We start from the raw sequence: 18,336 nt of genomic DNA, 5'->3' as shown, positions 1-18,336 counted from the left end.
TATAATTGTATTATAGTACACGAAAAAAGACAAACTGAGTTGTTTGTCTTTTCTATACTTCTATCTATTATATCAACCTTTTGAAAAATTCGTTTGCACCTCTTGAATTGGCCAATATCGCAAATCAACTTTACCGACGACTGTATCAGCTTTTACAAAGCCAAAGTGTCTACTATCCCAGCTCCCGAGCCGGTTATCACCTACTACAAAAATAAACCCGGGTGGCACCAGCTTTTCTTTCGTTAACTCTTCTAATGTAAAGTCGCCTGTTAGTTGCCTTCCATTTATCTCTTTCTTATATTTCTCTAGATACGGCTCATCAATAAATTGTCCATTTATATATAACTTATCATGCTTATATTCAATATGATCTCCAGGTAAACCGATAATTCGCTTTACATAGTCCTCTTTTTTATTCGCATGAAACACCACAACGTCAAATCTGTTCAAGTCCCCAACTTGATAACTCACCTTATTTACAACGAGCATATTACCATCTTGCAATGTCGGCATCATTGACTTCCCCTCTACAACATACGTTGAGAAGAAAAACGTTCGAAAAAATACAGCTAATAATACACCAATTAAAATTGTTCGTATCCACTCTATGCCTTCTTTTTTCAAAGTTTTCTTCATCCGCTTCTCCCCTTATCCTTTAATACTGAAGCTTTCCTTTACAAAGAAGACTATTCTTAATGTAGTTCTAACTTTACTTCAATTTTCTTACCGACATACCATAAAATAAAAATACCAATCGCTACAATGACTGATTTCACCGGATTATGAATAAATGACATTAAATCATGACCGATATACGTTAAAATAAAAATCATCACAAGTTTTCCGAATGCTAACGCTAGCCCAAACTGTTTTACACTAATTCGTGATAAACCAGCGACAACATTTATTAGTGCTGACGGTGTAAACGGAAAACAAAATATAACAAAAATCGGTGCGAATCCTTTCCTTTCAATCCACCCCATTGCTTTTCTTACTCTCTCATGCTTATTTACAAACGAAAAGAAACGACTGCGACCAAAATGGCGGATGATGAAAAAGACAAGTAATGCACCCATTACTGATCCAAGCCATGAATAAAGAAAACCGAGCCAAAAGCCAAATGCAACAGCATTCGCCAGTACAAATACAATAAGCGGTAATGCTGGAATCAACGCCTCTATCATCGGTAAACCAATACCAAGAAGTGGTCCGAACGCTTTATAACTCTCAACAATATGATCCATATTTTCTGGTGAAAAATACTCTTTGATTGTCTGAAAATCCATTCTACACTTTACCCCTTTACTCTAAATACTATCCCTACTGTATCATTGCTTATATGAAAGAGGAAATGGTAGATACGACATATGGAGATGTATTTATTAAAGTTTCCATATCTTTCATAAGAATTCCTTCATTATTTAGCTATGATAATCTATCAATATTCGACAGGAAATGTCGTTCGTTTTGTTATTTAGGTGGTTTTCCGGTATTTTTATCGGTAAATGAAATTACAACTCGGTTTTTCTAACACATCTCTTTATCTATAAAGATTGATAAAATGAAACTTTAATCAACCCTCACCAATCCGGCTTTTACAGGCAGCAGGGCCCCTACCTAACTTCTTTGCTTTCGCTGAATTTTGATGTGTGCGTCTTACTGCCCGGTAAATAGCGGATAAACAAAAAAGAATGGGGATGATTCCCCCATCCTTTCACACTTCGCCTTCCTTCACAAAATACACTCTCTCATAAGCAGGTCTTAATGTTGATTCCTCTTTTTTATCAATCTCTTTAAAACAAGGGCTCCCTTGTTTTTTCCTACGATCTTCATATTCAGTACGCAATTTCGCTGTACGATTTTGTTGATTTTCAAAACTAGTTTTTGATATTTCTAATTTCACAGCAAAGCCATTTATAAACCTAATAATAAGATTTCCATCTTTTAATTCTTTATTACCTTCAATATAAAAATGAGACAACCAAGCGCACTCTTTTCTAGAGTAAGAATAGGTAGGGAAAAAATAAAGTTGATCTGTAGGACTAATCGCAATCGGTGCTTTATGTGTAATATGAGTTAATTCTTTCGTTCCTTCTTTTCTGCCTAAGAAACTAGAACCATGCTTTCGGCAACTTCTTTCTATAATATCTAGTGGTTTTTGAAATACGAAAAAAGAATCATTCATTTCAACGACTCGCGTAACAATTTTCTTTTCACTTAGAATAACAGGAAGTAAGGCCATCGTATTTTTCGTTACAACATAATTTTCGACATAGCGTTCCACTTTACTTTCCATACTCTATTATCTCCTTTTTTCCATTTATATTAGCAGCTGCATATATAATTTTAGCACCTATGAAAAGAAAACGGATTGCACATTCTACTATTTTACATTAATTTATTATTTATCAAACATTCTTCAAATTTCAAAATAAATATATAAAAATAACAAGATGGCATTGTGCACAAAAAAGCATTTATACTGCTATAAATATTTGAAATCACTTCCTCATTTCACATCATTACAACAATTAACTTTGTTATAATTAAAATGTAAATCCAATATATGGAGGGCCACTATGGAAGAAAAAGAGATCCAACCATCGATTCAAATGAAAAATAGTAGCGTCATTATCGTGAAAAATTAAGCTAGTATTATATTCGGTTTATTTTTTATTCTGCTATTCTTTGCCAAACCGTTTCGTAAATCAAAATGTACAGAATGTAAAAAACGTGAGAAGAAAAACGTAGCGAAAAAAGAGTAAAAGGCCTTCCTTTTTGGAAAGCCTTTTTACATTTGTATTATCATTTTATTTATTCTTCTTCACCCTTAGAAAAACAACTATATTTTCTTCCAAGGTTCTCTACATCTTTTTTGATTTGTAATATGATCCTTATATAAAACATGAGAAAGAGTATTTGTACTTGTTACCCGCTTTTAATTTTTACTAAAAAATTTAAATTTGTACATCTTTTTCCATCACTAACAATTCGTCAATTAATTAACTTTGTAATATAAGTTTTGTATATAATGTCATTCAAAAACACAATATATATAAGTAGCTATTTATAATTACATTGCTTTTTATCGAATTCTAAAAAGGAGTTGTATACTATGGATAAAGAAAATCTATTAAGTCAGCAGGTTAATAGCATCCCCTCAGATGCTCTGAATACTCCTAGCAAGGAACAAGAACAACTGTTAGAAACATCATCTCAAAACGTACAAAATTCCAATAACAATACTAACAAAAAAGATGAGACTCAAGGTCTATCTGGAAAAGATTCCCCTATTTCAATAAAGAATACAAACTTATAGTTATTTACTATCATACGCAGCAAATGCTCTTGCTGAACTAATTCTTATACAGAAACTAATACGCATTCCCGATAATTTTTTACCAGTTGTAACATAGAAAAAGAGATTTAGATATAAAAACAGGCTCTGAAAAAAATTTCTGCACAACCTAAAAAAAAAGGATGGCATTAGCCATCCTTTTTTCCATCATCAACTATAAAATTATAGTTTGATTACGTTTTTAGCTTGAGGTCCACGGTTACCGTCTTCGATTTCGAAGCTAACTTTTTGACCTTCTTCTAAAGATTTGAAACCGTCAGTTTCGATTGCTGAGAAGTGTACGAATACGTCGTTTTCGCCTGGAACTTCGATGAAACCGAAACCTTTTTCGTTGTTAAACCATTTTACTTGTCCTGTTACTGCCATAATTATTTCCTCCTAAGAAAATACAAATTTTAAATTTTTTAGTCTTCCTGTCTAAAAAAAGAATCCACACATTATCAAATACGAAACATAAACTAGTTCTCACATACTTTTTCTCGTTCGTTTTCAGCACTTGATAACATATGGATTGCTTAATTTAACTATTCAACTGACATCATCATAGCACATTAAAATAAAATGTACAATCTTTTTCTAAAATGGAATTTCTAATTTTTAGTATTTCTTATAAAATATAATTATCTCTATTCCAAATAAGGAGGAATTTATGAACAACAAAATTCCTAGAAAAACATTAAAAAGAATCGAAGAGGATATTGAAAATAATAATCTTGGAAAAGCAAGAGACAGATTGCATGGCCTCATCTTTACATACCCAAATGAATTACATCTTCGAAAACAACTCGGAGATATTTATTATAAATTACAATATCCAGAAATGGCTGGACGTTACTGGTATCTAGAGGAGCATAAAACAGATATTATGCATGAATCATGTTTATTATTTGAGAAATCAATGGGAAATAACCCTCATCATATTGCACGCGCTTTAAAGTTTAAAGGCGATTCTAACCATATAAAAGCTTTGTATAAAGATCAACCTTTATCTTCAGTGCAGAAGAAAGTAGCAGAGGAGTTAATTTATGAGTATAAAGAAACATGGCAAGATAAGCTAGTTCCTTTTGGCTGTCTAGCATTCCTTGCTTGCCTTCTCTTTTCTGCCATTGTTGGTCTATTCACTATTTGGAATTGGATTTTTTAATTATAGGGGGAATTTTTACATGTCAAACTACGATAACGAAGAAAAGCTAACAGGCGGAAACGTTTCGAACGTATATCGTTCTGAAAATACTGTTCGTCGAGAGTTAAAGCCAGATAGCGCAAAAATCCATAAGCTATTACAACACTTAGAAAACAAAGGATTTCATTATACTCCAAAGTTTTTAGGTGTAGATGAAGAAGATAGAGAGGTTTTATCCTTTATTGAAGGAGAAGCTGGGAATTATCCTTTAAAAGAATATATGCGATCTAATGATGTATTAAAAGGAATCGCAAAGATGCTCCGCCTTTACCATGATGCTGTAAGTGATTTTCCGTTATTAGATGATTGGAAACCGATGGATCACACGCCAAATAACATTGAGGTTTTATGCCACAATGATTTTGCCATATATAACATTATTTTTAATAATGAGAAGCCAGTAGGGATTATTGATTTCGATGTTGCTGCTCCTGGTCCAAGACTATGGGATATCGCTTATACACTTTATACTTGTGTGCCTTTAAGTAGAGTGTATTATACAGAATCTGGTGAAGCCATTCATTATGAATCATCGCAACATGCAGATCGTATTAAAGAGAGAGTGAAATTATTCGTTCAGTCCTATGGTAAAAATATGGATGAAGATTACTTAGGAATGGTGTTGCTACGATTAGAAGGGTTATGTACATATATGAAACGAAAAGCGCAAGAAGGCGACTTGAATTTCCAAAGAATGATTGATGAAGGACATCTAGAGCATTATGAGAAAGATATGAAGTTTATTCGTAATCATAGGGCTGAGTGGCGTTGATTTAGTAATAAAGAAAAGTTAGTATCGTTTTTTGCCGATAAATTGATATCTCTTTTCGAATCGTTCACAAAATAACAAGGGGCCCCCTTCAAACAGGTGCCCCTTCCTTTTATTTCGTAAACTGTGCTTCTTCTGTAGATCCTTTTAACGCTGTCGTTGATGAAGTTCCGCCTGTAATCACTTGTGCAACTTCATCAAAGTAACCTGTTCCTACTTCGCGTTGATGACGTGTTGCAGAGTAGCCGTGTTTTTCTGCTGCAAATTCAGCTTGTTGTAGTTCAGAGTATGCTGCCATGCCGCGCTCTTTATAGCCACGTGCTAGTTCAAACATACCGTAATTTAATGAATGGAATCCAGCAAGTGTTACGAATTGGAACTTATAACCGTAAGATGCGATTTCCTTTTGGAAGCTCGCAATTGTTTTTTCATCTAGTTTTTGTTTCCAGTTGAATGAAGGTGAACAGTTATATGCAAGTAACTTTCCTGGATGCTCCTTATGAATTGCGTCCGCAAATCGTTTTGCATCTTCTAAATTTGGTTCCGACGTTTCACACCAAACGAGGTCTGCATACGGTGCATACGCTAAACCGCGCGCAATCGCTTGATCAAGACCTGCATTCGTACGGTAAAATCCTTCTGGTGTTCTTTCTCCTGTAATAAATGCTTTATCAACAGGATCGATATCGCTCGTAATTAAATCAGCTGCATCTGCATCTGTTCTTGCAACGATAATTGTTGGCACTCCCATTACATCTGCTGCAAGACGTGCAGAAATTAAATTACGTACCGCTGTTTGCGTTGGTAGTAGTACTTTTCCACCTAAATGGCCACATTTTTTCTCTGAAGATAATTGATCTTCAAAATGCACACCTGATGCACCTGCTTCAATCATACCTTTCATCAGTTCGAATACGTTTAATTGTCCACCAAATCCAGCTTCTGCATCTGCTACAATCGGTACGAAATAGTCTGTATCATCGCTTCCTTCCATATGTTGAATTTGATCCGCACGTTGAAGTGTTTGATTAATTCGTTTCACTACAGCAGGTACGCTGTTCGCTGGATATAAACTTTGGTCTGGATACATATGTCCAGAAAGGTTTGCATCAGCTGCCACTTGCCAACCACTTAAGTAAATCGCTTTTAACCCAGCTTTTACTTGTTGCATCGCTTGATTTCCTGTTAATGCGCCAAGTGCGTTAATATAGTCTTCTGTATGAAGCGATGTCCAAAGCTTCTCAGCACCGCGGCGCGCTAATGTATGTTCAATATCAATTGATCCGCGCAGGCGAATTACATCTTCTGCCGAATATGGACGTGTGATCCCTTTCCAACGCTCATCTAATTCCCAGCTTTCTTGTAATTTCTCGATTCTTTCGTTTTTCATTTATTCCATCCCCTTTTCATTTTTTATAAAATTTCATAACCTGGTAATGTTAAAAATGGTACGAATTCATCATTTCGAACGAGATTTGTAAACAACATTGTCGCCTCTTGGAATCTCCCTTTCTTAAAGGCTTCCTTACCAATCTCTCTTTCTATTTTTGCTAATTCTTCTTCTTTTAGCTCTTCCATTAATTCAAGCGTAATATTACGACCATCATTTAGTTTTCCACCTTCATGACGAATCCATTGCCATACTTGTGCTCTTGAAATTTCAGCAGTTGCCGCATCTTCCATTAAGTTATAAATGGGTGCTGCTCCCCGTCCGCTTAACCAAGATGCAATATATTGAATACCTACGCTAATATTCATGCGAAGGCCCTCTTCTGTAATCGTTCCCACCGGTACCTCTAGTAAATCGTTTTCTGTTACACATATTTCTTCACGTTTTCTGAAAATTTGATTTGGTGTTTTCATAATGTGATTAAATACTTCCATTGCAACCGGTACAAGTCCAGGGTGAGCAACCCAAGTCCCGTCATGACCGTCTAAAGCTTCGCGCTCCTTATCAGCACGCACTTTTTCAAAAGCTGCTTCATTCGCTTCTGGATTATTTTTAATCGGAATTTGTGCCGCCATTCCTCCAATTGCTGGTGCATTACGGCGGTGACACGTTTGAATTACTTTCAAAGAATACGAACGCATAAATGGCGCTGTCATCGTGACTTGTGCTCTATCTGGTAGTAAGAATTTATTATGATTACGGAAACTCTTTAAAAAGCTAAAAATATAATCCCATCTTCCACAGTTTAAGCCAGCAGAATGATCTTTTAGCTCATACAAAATTTCATCCATTTCAAACGAAGCGTGAATCGTTTCCAGTAACACAGTTGCTTTAATCGTTCCATTTGGAATGCCGATATATTTTTGAGCAAATACGAATACATCATTCCATAATCTCGCTTCTAAATAACTTTCCATTTTCGGTAAGTAAAAGTATGGGCCGCTCCCTTTTGCTAAAAGAGCTTTCGCATTATGGAAAAAGTACAAGCCGAAATCTACTAAGCTACCTGACATATTTTCCCCATCAACTTGCATATGCTTTTCCTCTAAATGCCATCCTCTTGGACGTACAATGAGTACAGCTGTTTTCTCATTTAATCTATATTCTTTCCCTTTATCATTTTCATGTGAAATCGTTCCCTTTACTGCATCTCGTAAGTTGATTTGACCTTCCACTGCATTTTCCCAAGTTGGTGAATTCGAATCTTCAAAATCCGCCATAAAAAGATGCGCTCCTGAATTTAAAGCGTTAATGACCATCTTTCTATCTACCGGTCCAGTAATCTCTACGCGGCGATCCTCTAAGTCTTTTGGCAGCTTGGCAATTGTCCAATCCGCTTCACGTATGTGTTTTGTTTCTTCTAGAAACTTCGGAAACTCCCCTGCATCAATTCTCTTTTGTTTTTCTACACGTTTTTGTAAAAGTTCTATGCGGCGCTCATTAAAATTCTCATGTAGTTCCTTCAAAAAACTAAGCACCTCAGGTGTCAATATTTCGTTGTACGCTGGTAACATTTCTCCAACGAGTGTAACCCGTGAAGTTTGCGTCGACATATTAGCATCCCCTTCTTAAACTGTTTTATAACAGATTTGATTTCATGTTTTATATTATATAACAAATCTTCAGAAAAGGAAGTTTTTTTTGAAAATTCACTTCATTTTTTTCAAAACGCCATTCTTTCGCGCTTTATTTCATACAAAAAAAGGCCGCTGTTATACAACAACGACCTTTTTGTATTATTTTTAAATTTCACTTTGACTAGTTAAACTTTATTACTGCCCTTGTTCCATATCATGCAATATTGCTCTATGTAAAAACTGTGCGTATTGTTCTCTCGTTACCTTCATAGACGGACCGAATTTACCTTCTCCGATTCCCATTGTAATACCATTTGTTTGTACTGCACTAATTGCATTCGTTGCCCATGAATTTGCTGAAACATCATTAAAGTTATGAGATCCCTTTGCCTGTAAGTCAAAAGCATTCGTAAGAACTTGTGCCATTTCCGCACGCGTTAACGTCGCCTTCGGTCTAAAGTTTCCATTCTCGTCTCCCTGGAAAATTCCCATTTCCGTTAAAGCCAATATTTCCTCGATAAAGCTTGTTGAATTTTCATCGATATCTCCATATGGGTTTTCATATTCATCTTGTTCTTCCATATCAAACACACGGTAAATTAAAGCTGCAACTTGCTCACGTGTTACATTATCCCCAAAACCGAATATTCCATCGCCATATCCCAAAATAATTTCTTGTTCCGCTAAATCATGAATCGCCTCATATGCCCAATGCCCTTTTGGTACATCTTTAAATACAATTGTATTTGTTTTTTGCAACGGTGCACTTTCCGCTTTTACATTGTTACTCTCTGCTGAGAATAACACCCCACCCATAATTGTTAATGCTGTAGCTGTTTTTAATAATTTTTTGCTCATTACATTTCCTCCCCAATATGTATATGTTTTTTCAAATATACATAACAAATAGTATAGTAACAATATATTTTCCGACACATTTCGTGACGGTTTTGTGAATCATATTACACATCATGTCTTTTTTATGGGGTTGATTATAAAGCTTATGTATAACATTAAAAATACATAAAAACGAATAATAATTCTTTTTTAAACAAACAAAAAAGCACAAATATTTCTATTTGTGCTTTCATATTTCACTCTATCTCCAATCCTCTTTCAAATGATAATTAATAATCGCATTATTAATAAATTGAGCATATTGTTCTCTAGGTACAGGGCGATTTAATTCATACATGCCATTCCCAGTTCCTCTTACAACATTATTAGATTGTAGCGCACTAATTGCATCTTCTGCCCAGTGGCCTTTTGGAATATCTTTAAATGTATGTTTTTGCTTCGTTTCAAAAGTAAATGCTCGTTTTAAAATGACAGCCATTTCCGCTCTAGAGACTGGTGCTTTCGGCCTAAAGTTCCCTTGCCCATCCCCTGTAAAAACACCACGTTTTGTTAACGCCAAAATTTCCTTTTTAAAAGTTGTTGTACTATCAGAAATATCTTTATACGGATTCGCTACTGATCCTTCTTCTTTCATTTCAAGTGTTCTGTAAATAATACCAGCTACTTGTTCACGTGTTGTAAGATCACCAACACCATACTTCCCGTTTCCATACCCTAATATAATTTTATGATATGCTAAATCCATAATAGCGTCATATGCCCAAAACCCGTATGGAACATCTTCAAACACAATCATTTGTGGATACTCTTCCGCTTTTACAGGCGTCACATTCGTCCCTGCAAATATCCCTCCTGCCATTGTCGCAATCATCATTACACCCAATATTTTTTTCTTCATCGTCCTCTCTCCCTATTTCATTCAAATAAAATGAACTTCATTGTTTCAGGAGTACTATTTTTTGGTGAATGTAAGATAAAATGCAAATCTTCTAGAAGAAATATTTCCACTACCTTTCTGCTTTATGCCTCCTTCTTCCTTTTTCAAAAAGGAAGTTGTCACATCTAAGGTGTTATATACTAAAACATTCTACAATCTCTTTATAAACTCCTTTTCACTTTACAACTTCCCTTTATTGGCGCGTAAAGGAGATGCCTAATGAAGGTTACTATATTCATGATTTATATTTCAGAGGTAGCATTCCTCTCCACTGATAACTCGCCTTCTCTTCCCTTGCGAAAAGTTAGCGCCATCCCTACAAATATAAGGATAATCCCTACTACTTGCATACTAGTTGGTCTAAATCCGGTAAAAACAGTATCTAATAATATTGCAACAGCAGGATCTAAAAACACTAATACAGAAATAATTCTCGTCGATAAATGTCTTAAACTGTCAAAAAATAAGTAATATACAAATCTAGTATGTACAGATCATCACCTTGAAAATGCTCGAAATCTAAGAATAGTAGTAATAAAAAAAGCATCCTTTTTTCTTAAAAGAGGATGCTTTTTTATATTTATTAACACTCAAATATGCTACTACTTTTGAAGAGTAAATTGGCCAACTATTTGTTTTAATTTTCCTGCTGCGTTATGCATATGTTCAATTGAAACCGAAATCTCTTGAACAGATTTTTCTTGCTGTTGAATAGACTCTTTTACCCTATCAGTTCGGTCAGATGATCTTTGGGAAATTTGAGCCATGTCTTCTGCAGAAGCCGAGATTTCCTCACTACTCGCTGCAATTTCATCTGTAGACATAGATACCGTTTGAATTTGCTCAGATACTTGCTGTACTTTTTCTGTAATTGTTCCAAATACTTTTTCTGTGTGCATTACTACTTGTGTACCTGCCTGTACCTCATTATCTACTTTCCCCATCATATGTACCGTATGGTTCGTTGTTCCCATAACTTGAGTAATAAGATTCTCAATTTGTTTTGCAGAATCACTAGATTGTTCTGCTAATTTCCGCACTTCATCTGCCACAATTGCAAACCCTCTACCACTTTCACCAGCACGTGCAGCCTCAATTGCGGCGTTTAATGCTAATAAGTTAATCTGAGAGGTAATACCTTGCATAACATCAATGATTTTAACAATTTCTTCTGATTGTTCTTTCATAGTCTCTACTTGTTTCACACCGCTATGTACCGAATTTTGGATTGTATCCATCTGTTGAATCATTTGTTTCATTAATTTGTTACCATTCTCTGCATCTAATGCTGATTGAGCAGATAATTCATTTACAGAGGATGATGTATTGACTATACTCTGCATTCCTTGTGTCAACTCTTCCATCGCACCCGCAGTTTGTTCCATTGCTTGCATTTGACTTTCTGCACCATTTGCAACTTCTTCAATATCCATAGTGATTTTCTTCGCTGCACTACTAGATACTTCTGATGCAGATACTACTCCGTCTGCATGTTGGAATAAAAGCTGAATATTATTCTCTACTTCTTGCATATTTGTTCTTAGCCCTGCAATCATCTCGTTAAAATTACTTACTAATACACCTAATTCATCCTTAGCATTATAATCACCATGTACGGTTAAATCTCCTTCTTTCGCTCTTTCCATCATACGACTAACCGTTTGTAAAGGAGCAACTATAAGCTTGCTAATAATATAACTTACTATACATATAACGATTGTAGTAACTACTACAAGAATGATAAAGGTAATAACGGATCGATCAATCATTTTTTGAGAATCTTTAAACACTTGATCAGCTAAGTTTGAAACATACGATTCTAGATCCACTGCATAACCAGCTAACTCTATTCCCTTCGGTTTTAATTCCTTCTGAAATTCATTTACCATTTGTGGCTCGTTTGTTGCCTTCGCCTTTTCAAATAATTTTTTATATGTATCTTTATAACTTGGTAAAGATTTCTTCATCTTCTGAAACAGTTCATCCTCTTGCTTACTTAAATTAAAACCATCATCATATTCTTTTAATAAAGAATCATATTTTTTAAGATCCTTTTCAATATTATCAATTATTCCCTCTTTATTTGCTACTTCATTTTGTGATGCCGTAATTAACTCTAATAAGTTATATTCTAGTGAATTTTGTGTGCGAAGCATTCCTTCTAATAAAATTGCAGAATATTGATAATCATCTACTACAACCTCTGTATCGTGTTTAATCTTATTAATAGAATGAATTGCTACACTGCTTATAATTATCATACCTAAAACTGCTAATGAAATAAGCGCTAATAATTTATATTTCACTTTTAAATTTTGTAAAAAATACATTTTTTCACCTTTATTCCTTTATATATAGATTTTTAGAATTTTATAGCTTATTATTTACAAAATCGCAATAAAAAGCAATGATAAATATTCCCAATATGAAACTTATATCTCTATAAAAAAAAGTAGCATAATAGCTACTCCTTTTTTCTTTGTTTCTCATATTGTTCAAACGTGTGAATTCTTTCAAAAATTGGTGGGTGCGTGTATAAGAAAAATTTCACTAACGCAGGCGGATTGACTTGGCTTAAACTTGTTTTTGATAAATATTGAAAAGTTTTCACACCAGATTTCCCATCCTTCGTCATATTTAAAGCATATTGATCTGCCGCTCTTTCTTCTATACGTGAAACGTAGTTTGTTGCTGGTTGTGCTGCAAAAGAGAGTATAGAAGAAATTAAGAAAAATAAAGGTAAAATGGAGAAACATGCCACTTTTGAAATTTGCAATGTATCTCCCCATTTGCGAATACACATATTTATAATACGACTAATTAAAAACATACCTATAAACGATAGCAATACATAACTTGCAACGCCAAAGTATATATGCTTCATAACATAATGTCCCATTTCATGAGCCATGATAAATAATATCTCTTTATCTTTTAACTGCTTAAGCGTTGTATCCCACATTACAATACGGGCGTTAGGACCAATTCCTGTTACGTAAGCATTTAATGCATTCGTTTTCTCTGACATATTTACTTCATATACGTGTTTAGCAGGAATGTCAGCTTTGTCTGCTATCGCTAAAATTTTCGTTTCTAATTCTTTATTTTTCAGCGTTGAGAAGTCGTTATAAAGCGGATCAATAACGACAGGCTGTATGAATGTTAAAAAGATTGTAAATGGAACAGAGAGCGCCCACCCTGCTAGCCACCACCTCTTCGGAAATTTACGGATAAGCCATAATAGAACGGTAACTACAATTAACATAGTCGCATAACTTTCCCAAAAACCGATAACATGATCTTTTATCCAGCTTTGTGTACTTTGTGTTGAAATGCCGTAATCAACGGATACTTTCCGGCCAATCCATTGCATCGGTAAGGCAAGCACTGTTGTCAGTAATGATAAATAAAAGAGATAAATCGCAACTTGCAAGACACTTATTTTAGTCGTTTCCTTCGACCATTTCTCAAACTTTCTTGAAATACCTAGCACAAGTACAAATAATAAAATAATCCATTCAAGAGGCGTCGCTAAAAAGTATAGTAAATTTTTCACGCGCGAATAATCTTGGCTTAGCGTAAGCTCTCTAGCACTCATAAACGTTTCTGGATCTGCACTTGTTCCTTTATACATGTCCGGAATAAGTTCATGATTCCATCCAAATAAATACCAATATATAAGTAACGCAAATCCAACGTACAAAAAAAGCGACCAACCAATAACCTTCCTCACGCTATTCCCTCCTCTATGCTGCCTGTCTATTATTATTGTAAGTTCGTACACGCTAAATTAGAACAAGCTTATTATGTGAATTGCTCTGGATCTTTTTATTTACATAAAAAAACTCTTCTACATAAGAAGAGTTTTACCTATCTTTAAACACTTTCTTCGGTTCATAATCCGGAAGCACTTACAAACCAACGCCTTTTACATATCAAATATACTCATAGTCTTGAAAGAATAGCGTCGTTATAATAAAGCGAAACTTTAATCAGTGGGGTCTTACTGCCCGGCAAATAGCGGGATAATCTTAAAAAATCCGATTAAAACTAGTACGTACCCTACTTGCTTTTTAGATAACATAAAGAGCCTCTTTAAGGAAGTACATCTATTAATAAACTAAAATCTTGTAAAGAGAAGGAACTATATTTCATAATACCCTGTACAGCTAAAAGTAAAATAAGACCGATCACACACATATAGTTAACGCTTTCTTCACTCTTTTTTTCAGTAACGACTCCACCACTTATACATAAAATCCCCAACAAATGGAGCGCTAAATACATGAAAAAGTAAGCTTCCTCCCAGCGCAAAATAACATTCACTGTCGTTATTAACACTAGACTAAGTAAAATCAAATAAAAAAACTTATTTGATGATATCGTTTCATTCATATAATTTTATACATCCCTTTCAAATTTAGAATTAATGATGTTTCAAAGCTATAAAGTAAATGATTGTTTTCATACTATAAAACAAAAGGAAAGCCACTATTACTTTCTCGAATACTTTATGAACCCACATATACTTCTCTCCATTTTTTCTGAAGATGCGCTTCATCATTTCTTCTACAATTAGACCAAATATTAGTACAACTCCTAATACAATAAGAAGAGAAATAATATTTTCTTTTAAATGATTACTAGAAAACAAATACTACAGGTTGAATCCAATTACAAAAGCTTTTATCACACATATCTGCAATAGACGTAGCATCTATAATTTCTTTTAATATTTTTTCAACCGTCTTCTTCATCTTATTTACTCCCGACTACATCTGAAAAGCTCTTTTCCTGCTCTGCATATATAACTGGCACTTCTTTACTCCAATACTTCCGATTAACAAATAAAAAGATAAGTACTAAGTTTAATCCCGTTATAAATATAATAAGTCCAGGAAAGAATGTCGTATAATTTGAGAAGTCTGCAAAACTCATAATTTTTTCTCTACTTATTAAAAAAGACGCGCCCATTACAAATGCATTGTTTAACATATGTATTGCAATTGGCATGAGTAAACTTTCCGTACGAATATATACGATCGACAATACGATGCTGAATATGGCTGCACCAAGGAAATCAACATGTAACAATGCAAACAATATTGCTACAACGATGGTCGCTATGCTCGTTCCCCATTTTGTTGCAAAGCGTTGAAGTAAAAATCCGCGAAAAACAAACTCCCCGATAATTGGTGCGATGAATACAACCCTAATGACTTGATATACATATCCCCCAGTACTATCTATAATCGGTTCATGCAATGCATTCATAATAAAGTCTGGTGTGATCCATGCAAAACTATACATATACAAAATAAGATACCCGTAACTAAATATGCATAACATAACCGTAATGTATAAAACTTGCACCAAGTTAAATGTTTCATTTTTATTAACAAACAATGAAAATGAAATGCGATGCTTTTTATACTCATAAAAAATCCATACCATCGGAAGGATATAGAATATAAGGATATTTATAAAAGAAGAATTTTGTATATGAAATATACTTGTTAGCAACTCGCCACTACTTCTCGCTATTAAAATTAATAGTGCAAATACAATTAAAAAATATCTAGCTCGCATCACTTGAAACGGATTCACACTCATCTCCTCCCCTATGTTACTTTTATCATATCATTTGATTCTTAATTTTTTGCGAAAGAAAACCTTAAAATTTCCTTAAAAATTCCATAAGTTACAAAAGGATGATATGATATTCGAGAAAATTTGGAGGGATGTTTATGTACCAAGCAAATATTTTACTCGTTGATGATGAAACAGCAATTTTACAATTACTAACTACCATTCTTGAAAAAGAAGGTTTTTCTCATATTACAACTGCAACATCAGCTGAAATAGCTTTATCTCTAACTAAGGAAAACAATTACGATTTAATTATTTTAGATGTAATGCTTCCTGGACAATCTGGTTTTGATATTTGTCCAATCATTCGCCAACAAACAGATTGTCCCATTTTCTTCCTATCAGCAAAAGCATCTGATTTAGATAAAATATCTGGATTTTCATACGGTGCGGATGATTATATTACGAAGCCCTTTAATCCATTAGAAGTAGTAGCACGCATGAAAGCACAGCTTCGGAGACATATGAAACAAGCAGTACCGCACGAACAAAAATCACACTCGATTTCATTTGGAAGATTTGAAATTGATCAACACTCTGCAGAACTGACAGTGGATGGTCACATTGTCGAATGTTCCGCTCAACTCTTTCAACTACTACTCTTCTTTTGCGAGAATCCGAACTACGTATTTTCGAAAGAGGAAATATACGAAAAAGTTTGGGGAGCACCTGCCTATAATGGCGATGACAACACTGTTATGGTCCACATTCGAAAACTACGTGAAAAAATTGAACACGATCCAAGTAAACCAGAATATATAAAAACTGTTCGCGGCCTTGGTTATAAGTTCGTTACAAAGTAGGGTGACGATATGAATTTTAATAAACGACTTATTATTCAATTTATCATGCAACACGTTTTTGTTTTAGTTACATTACTTATCGCTGTAGTTGCTGCTTTTACTTATTTAATTTTTCTTCTTACTAGTACTTTATATGAACCTAACATTCCAGATTCTGATAGTTTTACGATTTCAAGATACATCTCTTCAGAAGATGGGCATATTTCATTACAATCTGAAGTGCAAGATTTAATAAAGGAGAAAAATGATTGGCTCCAAGTTGTAGATGAAAACGGAAAAATCCTCTACCACTTTAATACACCAAATGATGTTCCGAATGCTTATACGAAGACATCTTTAGTCGCATATATACAACATCATATCGAAAGTAATTATAAATTTACATATTGGGAAATTGAATTAGAAGAAAAGAAAGTACTTGTTATTTATGGTGGTATGTTAAAAAGCAATGCTTTACTAACAGCAATTCAAAAGGAGCATTCCTCTTTAACAATGGATTCGTTCACATTAACAGATCAAGAAAAACAGTTACTGTCTAAAGAAAAAGCAGCACTTCAAATATTTAATCAAAATGGCGAAGAGGTTTTTTCTTATACAACCGGAAAGAAAAAAACATTTTCAGCAATACAAATCGCCCTTAATGAAAAAGAACCTTGGAATCATAAAGAAAACACGTCTAGCTTTTACGATGCAAATAGTGGCAACCTTCTCGTTGTAACTGCAAAAAATGATCACTACTACCCAGATGACGAAATTGAAGATGTATTTACTAAGAAGTTTCTCATTGGATGCGGATTAATCCTTCTTATCGTATTTGTTTATTTAGTCATTCTTTCTATTTGGTATGGTAATAAATTCGGGAAACCGTTATTACATGCGATGCGCTGGCTTAAAAATATCGCTGGTGGAAAGTATGAAGAACCTATTAGTAAAAAAGGAAAGCCTGTCAGGTTCCGGCGATCTGGTAAAGAAAAATGGTCATTCCGTTTGTTTAGAGATGTGACAAGTTCACTAGAACACCTTTCTATTACACTCAAGAAAAATGATGCGATGAGGCAAGTACTTCAGCAAACACGAGAAGAATGGATTACCGGTCTAACGCATGATTTAAAAACACCACTTAGCTCTATATATGGCTACGCATTATTACTAGAATCGAATCAATACAACTGGACCGATCGTGATATTCAACAATTTGGTAGTGTTATGAAAGAGAAATCTCAATATATGACGACATTAATTGATGATTTAAGCTTAACGTATCAATTAAAAAATAATAGCCTTCCTGCACAGCACGTAAACGTTGAAATCAATCAGTTCGTCCAAAAAGTATTATTGCAATTTATTAATAATCCAACACTTCAAAATCAAAATATTGAATTCGTACCGAGCTCAAATAAAATTCAATATTTCATTGAAGAAAAATGGTTCCAGCGTATTATCGAAAACTTACTCGTAAATGCTGTAAAACATAATAACGAAACAACTACTGTCATCGTAAAACTATCACAAAACGCTAATTCCTTTATACTCTCCATTTCGGATGACGGAAAAGGAATGGATGAAAAAACGAAAGAACTTCTATTTGAACGATATTACCGCGGAACAAACACAGAAGAAAGCAACATCGGAACTGGACTTGGCCTAGCCATTACAAAACAGCTCGTTCATGCTCATAACGGGACAATTTCCGTTGATAGTGCACTCGGAAAAGGAACGACGATTATTCTTGTGTTTCCGTTTCGTTCGTAG

The 18,336-nt window shown here is 34.4% G+C and carries 17 protein-coding genes and 3 pseudogenes; 6 read left to right on the top strand and 14 right to left on the bottom strand.

The features are described from left to right. Positions 1–72: 72 nt before the first annotated feature. The 3 genes from lepB to DOS87_RS05930 all read right to left on the bottom strand — a co-directional run bounded on the left by lepB (position 73) and on the right by DOS87_RS05930 (position 2,296). Positions 73–636: a signal peptidase I gene (lepB, locus tag DOS87_RS05940; RefSeq protein WP_000751897.1), complete on the bottom strand. Its 564-nt coding sequence runs from the start codon at positions 634–636 to the stop codon at positions 73–75. A gap of 56 nt (positions 637–692) precedes the next feature. Beyond that, positions 693–1,286: a TVP38/TMEM64 family protein gene (locus DOS87_RS05935; protein WP_000347517.1), complete on the bottom strand. Its 594-nt coding sequence runs from the start codon at positions 1,284–1,286 to the stop codon at positions 693–695. Between the two features lie 428 nt (positions 1,287–1,714). After that, positions 1,715–2,296 (bottom strand): competence protein ComK, encoded by a 582-nt coding sequence (locus DOS87_RS05930; RefSeq protein WP_000444446.1) that lies wholly within the window; start codon positions 2,294–2,296, stop codon positions 1,715–1,717. Positions 2,297–2,579: 283 nt separating this feature from the next. Here DOS87_RS05930 and DOS87_RS05925 point away from each other — a divergent pair. After that, positions 2,580–2,765, top strand: a pseudogene (locus tag DOS87_RS05925) (hypothetical protein). A gap of 350 nt (positions 2,766–3,115) precedes the next feature. Then, positions 3,116–3,319, top strand: coding sequence for a hypothetical protein (locus DOS87_RS05920; RefSeq protein WP_000356915.1), 204 nt, complete (start codon positions 3,116–3,118; stop codon positions 3,317–3,319). A 201-nt stretch (positions 3,320–3,520) separates the two neighbouring features. On the opposite strand, the gene cspA is transcribed toward DOS87_RS05920, so the two are convergent. Beyond that, on the bottom strand, positions 3,521–3,724 hold the full coding sequence (cspA, locus tag DOS87_RS05915) for an RNA chaperone/antiterminator CspA (protein WP_000301518.1): 204 nt from the start codon (positions 3,722–3,724) through the stop codon (positions 3,521–3,523). Between the two features lie 283 nt (positions 3,725–4,007). Between cspA and DOS87_RS05910 the strand changes: the two genes are divergently transcribed. Both DOS87_RS05910 and DOS87_RS05905 read left to right on the top strand, forming a co-directional pair. Beyond that, complete coding sequence (locus DOS87_RS05910; RefSeq protein ID WP_001060337.1) at positions 4,008–4,502, top strand: DUF6584 family protein; 495 nt, start codon at positions 4,008–4,010, stop codon at positions 4,500–4,502. A 19-nt stretch (positions 4,503–4,521) separates the two neighbouring features. Then, positions 4,522–5,313, top strand: coding sequence for a phosphotransferase (locus DOS87_RS05905; RefSeq protein ID WP_000073811.1), 792 nt, complete (start codon positions 4,522–4,524; stop codon positions 5,311–5,313). Positions 5,314–5,422: 109 nt separating this feature from the next. Here the strand turns inward: DOS87_RS05905 and aceA are convergent, their stop codons facing one another. From aceA to DOS87_RS05855, 10 genes and pseudogenes are all read right to left on the bottom strand, one after another. Next, positions 5,423–6,700: an isocitrate lyase gene (gene aceA / locus DOS87_RS05900; protein ID WP_000787346.1), complete on the bottom strand. Its 1,278-nt coding sequence runs from the start codon at positions 6,698–6,700 to the stop codon at positions 5,423–5,425. 23 nt (positions 6,701–6,723) lie between these two features. Beyond that, positions 6,724–8,313: a malate synthase A gene (gene aceB, locus DOS87_RS05895; RefSeq protein WP_000107342.1), complete on the bottom strand. Its 1,590-nt coding sequence runs from the start codon at positions 8,311–8,313 to the stop codon at positions 6,724–6,726. 219 nt (positions 8,314–8,532) lie between these two features. Next, positions 8,533–9,195, bottom strand: coding sequence for an S-layer homology domain-containing protein (locus DOS87_RS05890; RefSeq protein WP_012614769.1), 663 nt, complete (start codon positions 9,193–9,195; stop codon positions 8,533–8,535). Positions 9,196–9,436: 241 nt separating this feature from the next. Beyond that, on the bottom strand, positions 9,437–10,093 hold the full coding sequence (locus DOS87_RS05885; protein WP_000727105.1) for an S-layer homology domain-containing protein: 657 nt from the start codon (positions 10,091–10,093) through the stop codon (positions 9,437–9,439). A 281-nt stretch (positions 10,094–10,374) separates the two neighbouring features. Further along, a pseudogene (locus tag DOS87_RS30475) lies at positions 10,375–10,676 on the bottom strand (EamA family transporter); the annotation flags it as partial. Positions 10,677–10,734: 58 nt separating this feature from the next. Continuing rightward, positions 10,735–12,462 carry a methyl-accepting chemotaxis protein gene (locus tag DOS87_RS05875; RefSeq protein ID WP_044783507.1) on the bottom strand — a complete coding sequence of 576 codons (1,728 nt, stop codon included), beginning with the start codon at positions 12,460–12,462 and terminating at the stop codon, positions 10,735–10,737. 134 nt (positions 12,463–12,596) lie between these two features. Continuing rightward, on the bottom strand, positions 12,597–13,865 hold the full coding sequence (locus DOS87_RS05870) for a M48 family metallopeptidase (protein ID WP_001233326.1): 1,269 nt from the start codon (positions 13,863–13,865) through the stop codon (positions 12,597–12,599). A gap of 362 nt (positions 13,866–14,227) precedes the next feature. Further along, complete coding sequence (locus DOS87_RS05865) at positions 14,228–14,527, bottom strand: DUF2101 family protein (RefSeq protein WP_001006051.1); 300 nt, start codon at positions 14,525–14,527, stop codon at positions 14,228–14,230. Positions 14,528–14,558: 31 nt separating this feature from the next. Continuing rightward, positions 14,559–14,889: pseudogene (locus DOS87_RS05860) on the bottom strand (hypothetical protein). Position 14,890: 1 nt separating this feature from the next. Beyond that, positions 14,891–15,739 carry a CPBP family intramembrane glutamic endopeptidase gene (locus tag DOS87_RS05855; RefSeq protein ID WP_001067992.1) on the bottom strand — a complete coding sequence of 283 codons (849 nt, stop codon included), beginning with the start codon at positions 15,737–15,739 and terminating at the stop codon, positions 14,891–14,893. A 140-nt stretch (positions 15,740–15,879) separates the two neighbouring features. Between DOS87_RS05855 and DOS87_RS05850 the strand changes: the two genes are divergently transcribed. Further along, positions 15,880–16,584 (top strand): response regulator transcription factor, encoded by a 705-nt coding sequence (locus tag DOS87_RS05850; RefSeq protein ID WP_000283858.1) that lies wholly within the window; start codon positions 15,880–15,882, stop codon positions 16,582–16,584. A gap of 9 nt (positions 16,585–16,593) precedes the next feature. After that, a complete protein-coding gene (locus DOS87_RS05845) occupies positions 16,594–18,336 on the top strand; it encodes a sensor histidine kinase (RefSeq protein ID WP_001010455.1) in 1,743 nt (580 codons plus the stop codon).

Origin of the sequence: Bacillus sp. CR71 (assembly GCF_003429245.1) — a bacterium.
Taxonomy (GTDB): domain Bacteria; phylum Bacillota; class Bacilli; order Bacillales; family Bacillaceae_G; genus Bacillus_A; species Bacillus_A thuringiensis_S.
The sequence above is the reverse complement of the archived record's forward strand: the minus strand, read 5'-3'. Positions and strand labels throughout refer to the sequence as shown.

Bases quoted from the DNA above. Each gene is read 5' to 3' on its own strand.
- lepB (WP_000751897.1), bottom strand. From the start codon at position 636: ATGAAGAAAACTTTGAAAAAAGAAGGCATAGAGTGGATACGAACAATT.
- DOS87_RS05935 (WP_000347517.1), bottom strand. From the start codon at position 1,286: ATGGATTTTCAGACAATCAAAGAGTATTTTTCACCAGAAAATATGGAT.
- DOS87_RS05930 (WP_000444446.1), bottom strand. From the start codon at position 2,296: ATGGAAAGTAAAGTGGAACGCTATGTCGAAAATTATGTTGTAACGAAA.
- DOS87_RS05920 (WP_000356915.1), top strand. From the start codon at position 3,116: ATGGATAAAGAAAATCTATTAAGTCAGCAGGTTAATAGCATCCCCTCA.
- cspA (WP_000301518.1), bottom strand. From the start codon at position 3,724: ATGGCAGTAACAGGACAAGTAAAATGGTTTAACAACGAAAAAGGTTTC.
- DOS87_RS05910 (WP_001060337.1), top strand. From the start codon at position 4,008: ATGAACAACAAAATTCCTAGAAAAACATTAAAAAGAATCGAAGAGGAT.
- DOS87_RS05905 (WP_000073811.1), top strand. From the start codon at position 4,522: ATGTCAAACTACGATAACGAAGAAAAGCTAACAGGCGGAAACGTTTCG.
- aceA (WP_000787346.1), bottom strand. From the start codon at position 6,700: ATGAAAAACGAAAGAATCGAGAAATTACAAGAAAGCTGGGAATTAGAT.
- aceB (WP_000107342.1), bottom strand. From the start codon at position 8,313: ATGTCGACGCAAACTTCACGGGTTACACTCGTTGGAGAAATGTTACCA.
- DOS87_RS05890 (WP_012614769.1), bottom strand. From the start codon at position 9,195: ATGAGCAAAAAATTATTAAAAACAGCTACAGCATTAACAATTATGGGT.
- DOS87_RS05885 (WP_000727105.1), bottom strand. From the start codon at position 10,093: ATGAAGAAAAAAATATTGGGTGTAATGATGATTGCGACAATGGCAGGA.
- DOS87_RS05875 (WP_044783507.1), bottom strand. From the start codon at position 12,462: ATGTATTTTTTACAAAATTTAAAAGTGAAATATAAATTATTAGCGCTT.
- DOS87_RS05865 (WP_001006051.1), bottom strand. From the start codon at position 14,527: ATGAATGAAACGATATCATCAAATAAGTTTTTTTATTTGATTTTACTT.
- DOS87_RS05850 (WP_000283858.1), top strand. From the start codon at position 15,880: ATGTACCAAGCAAATATTTTACTCGTTGATGATGAAACAGCAATTTTA.
- DOS87_RS05845 (WP_001010455.1), top strand. From the start codon at position 16,594: ATGAATTTTAATAAACGACTTATTATTCAATTTATCATGCAACACGTT.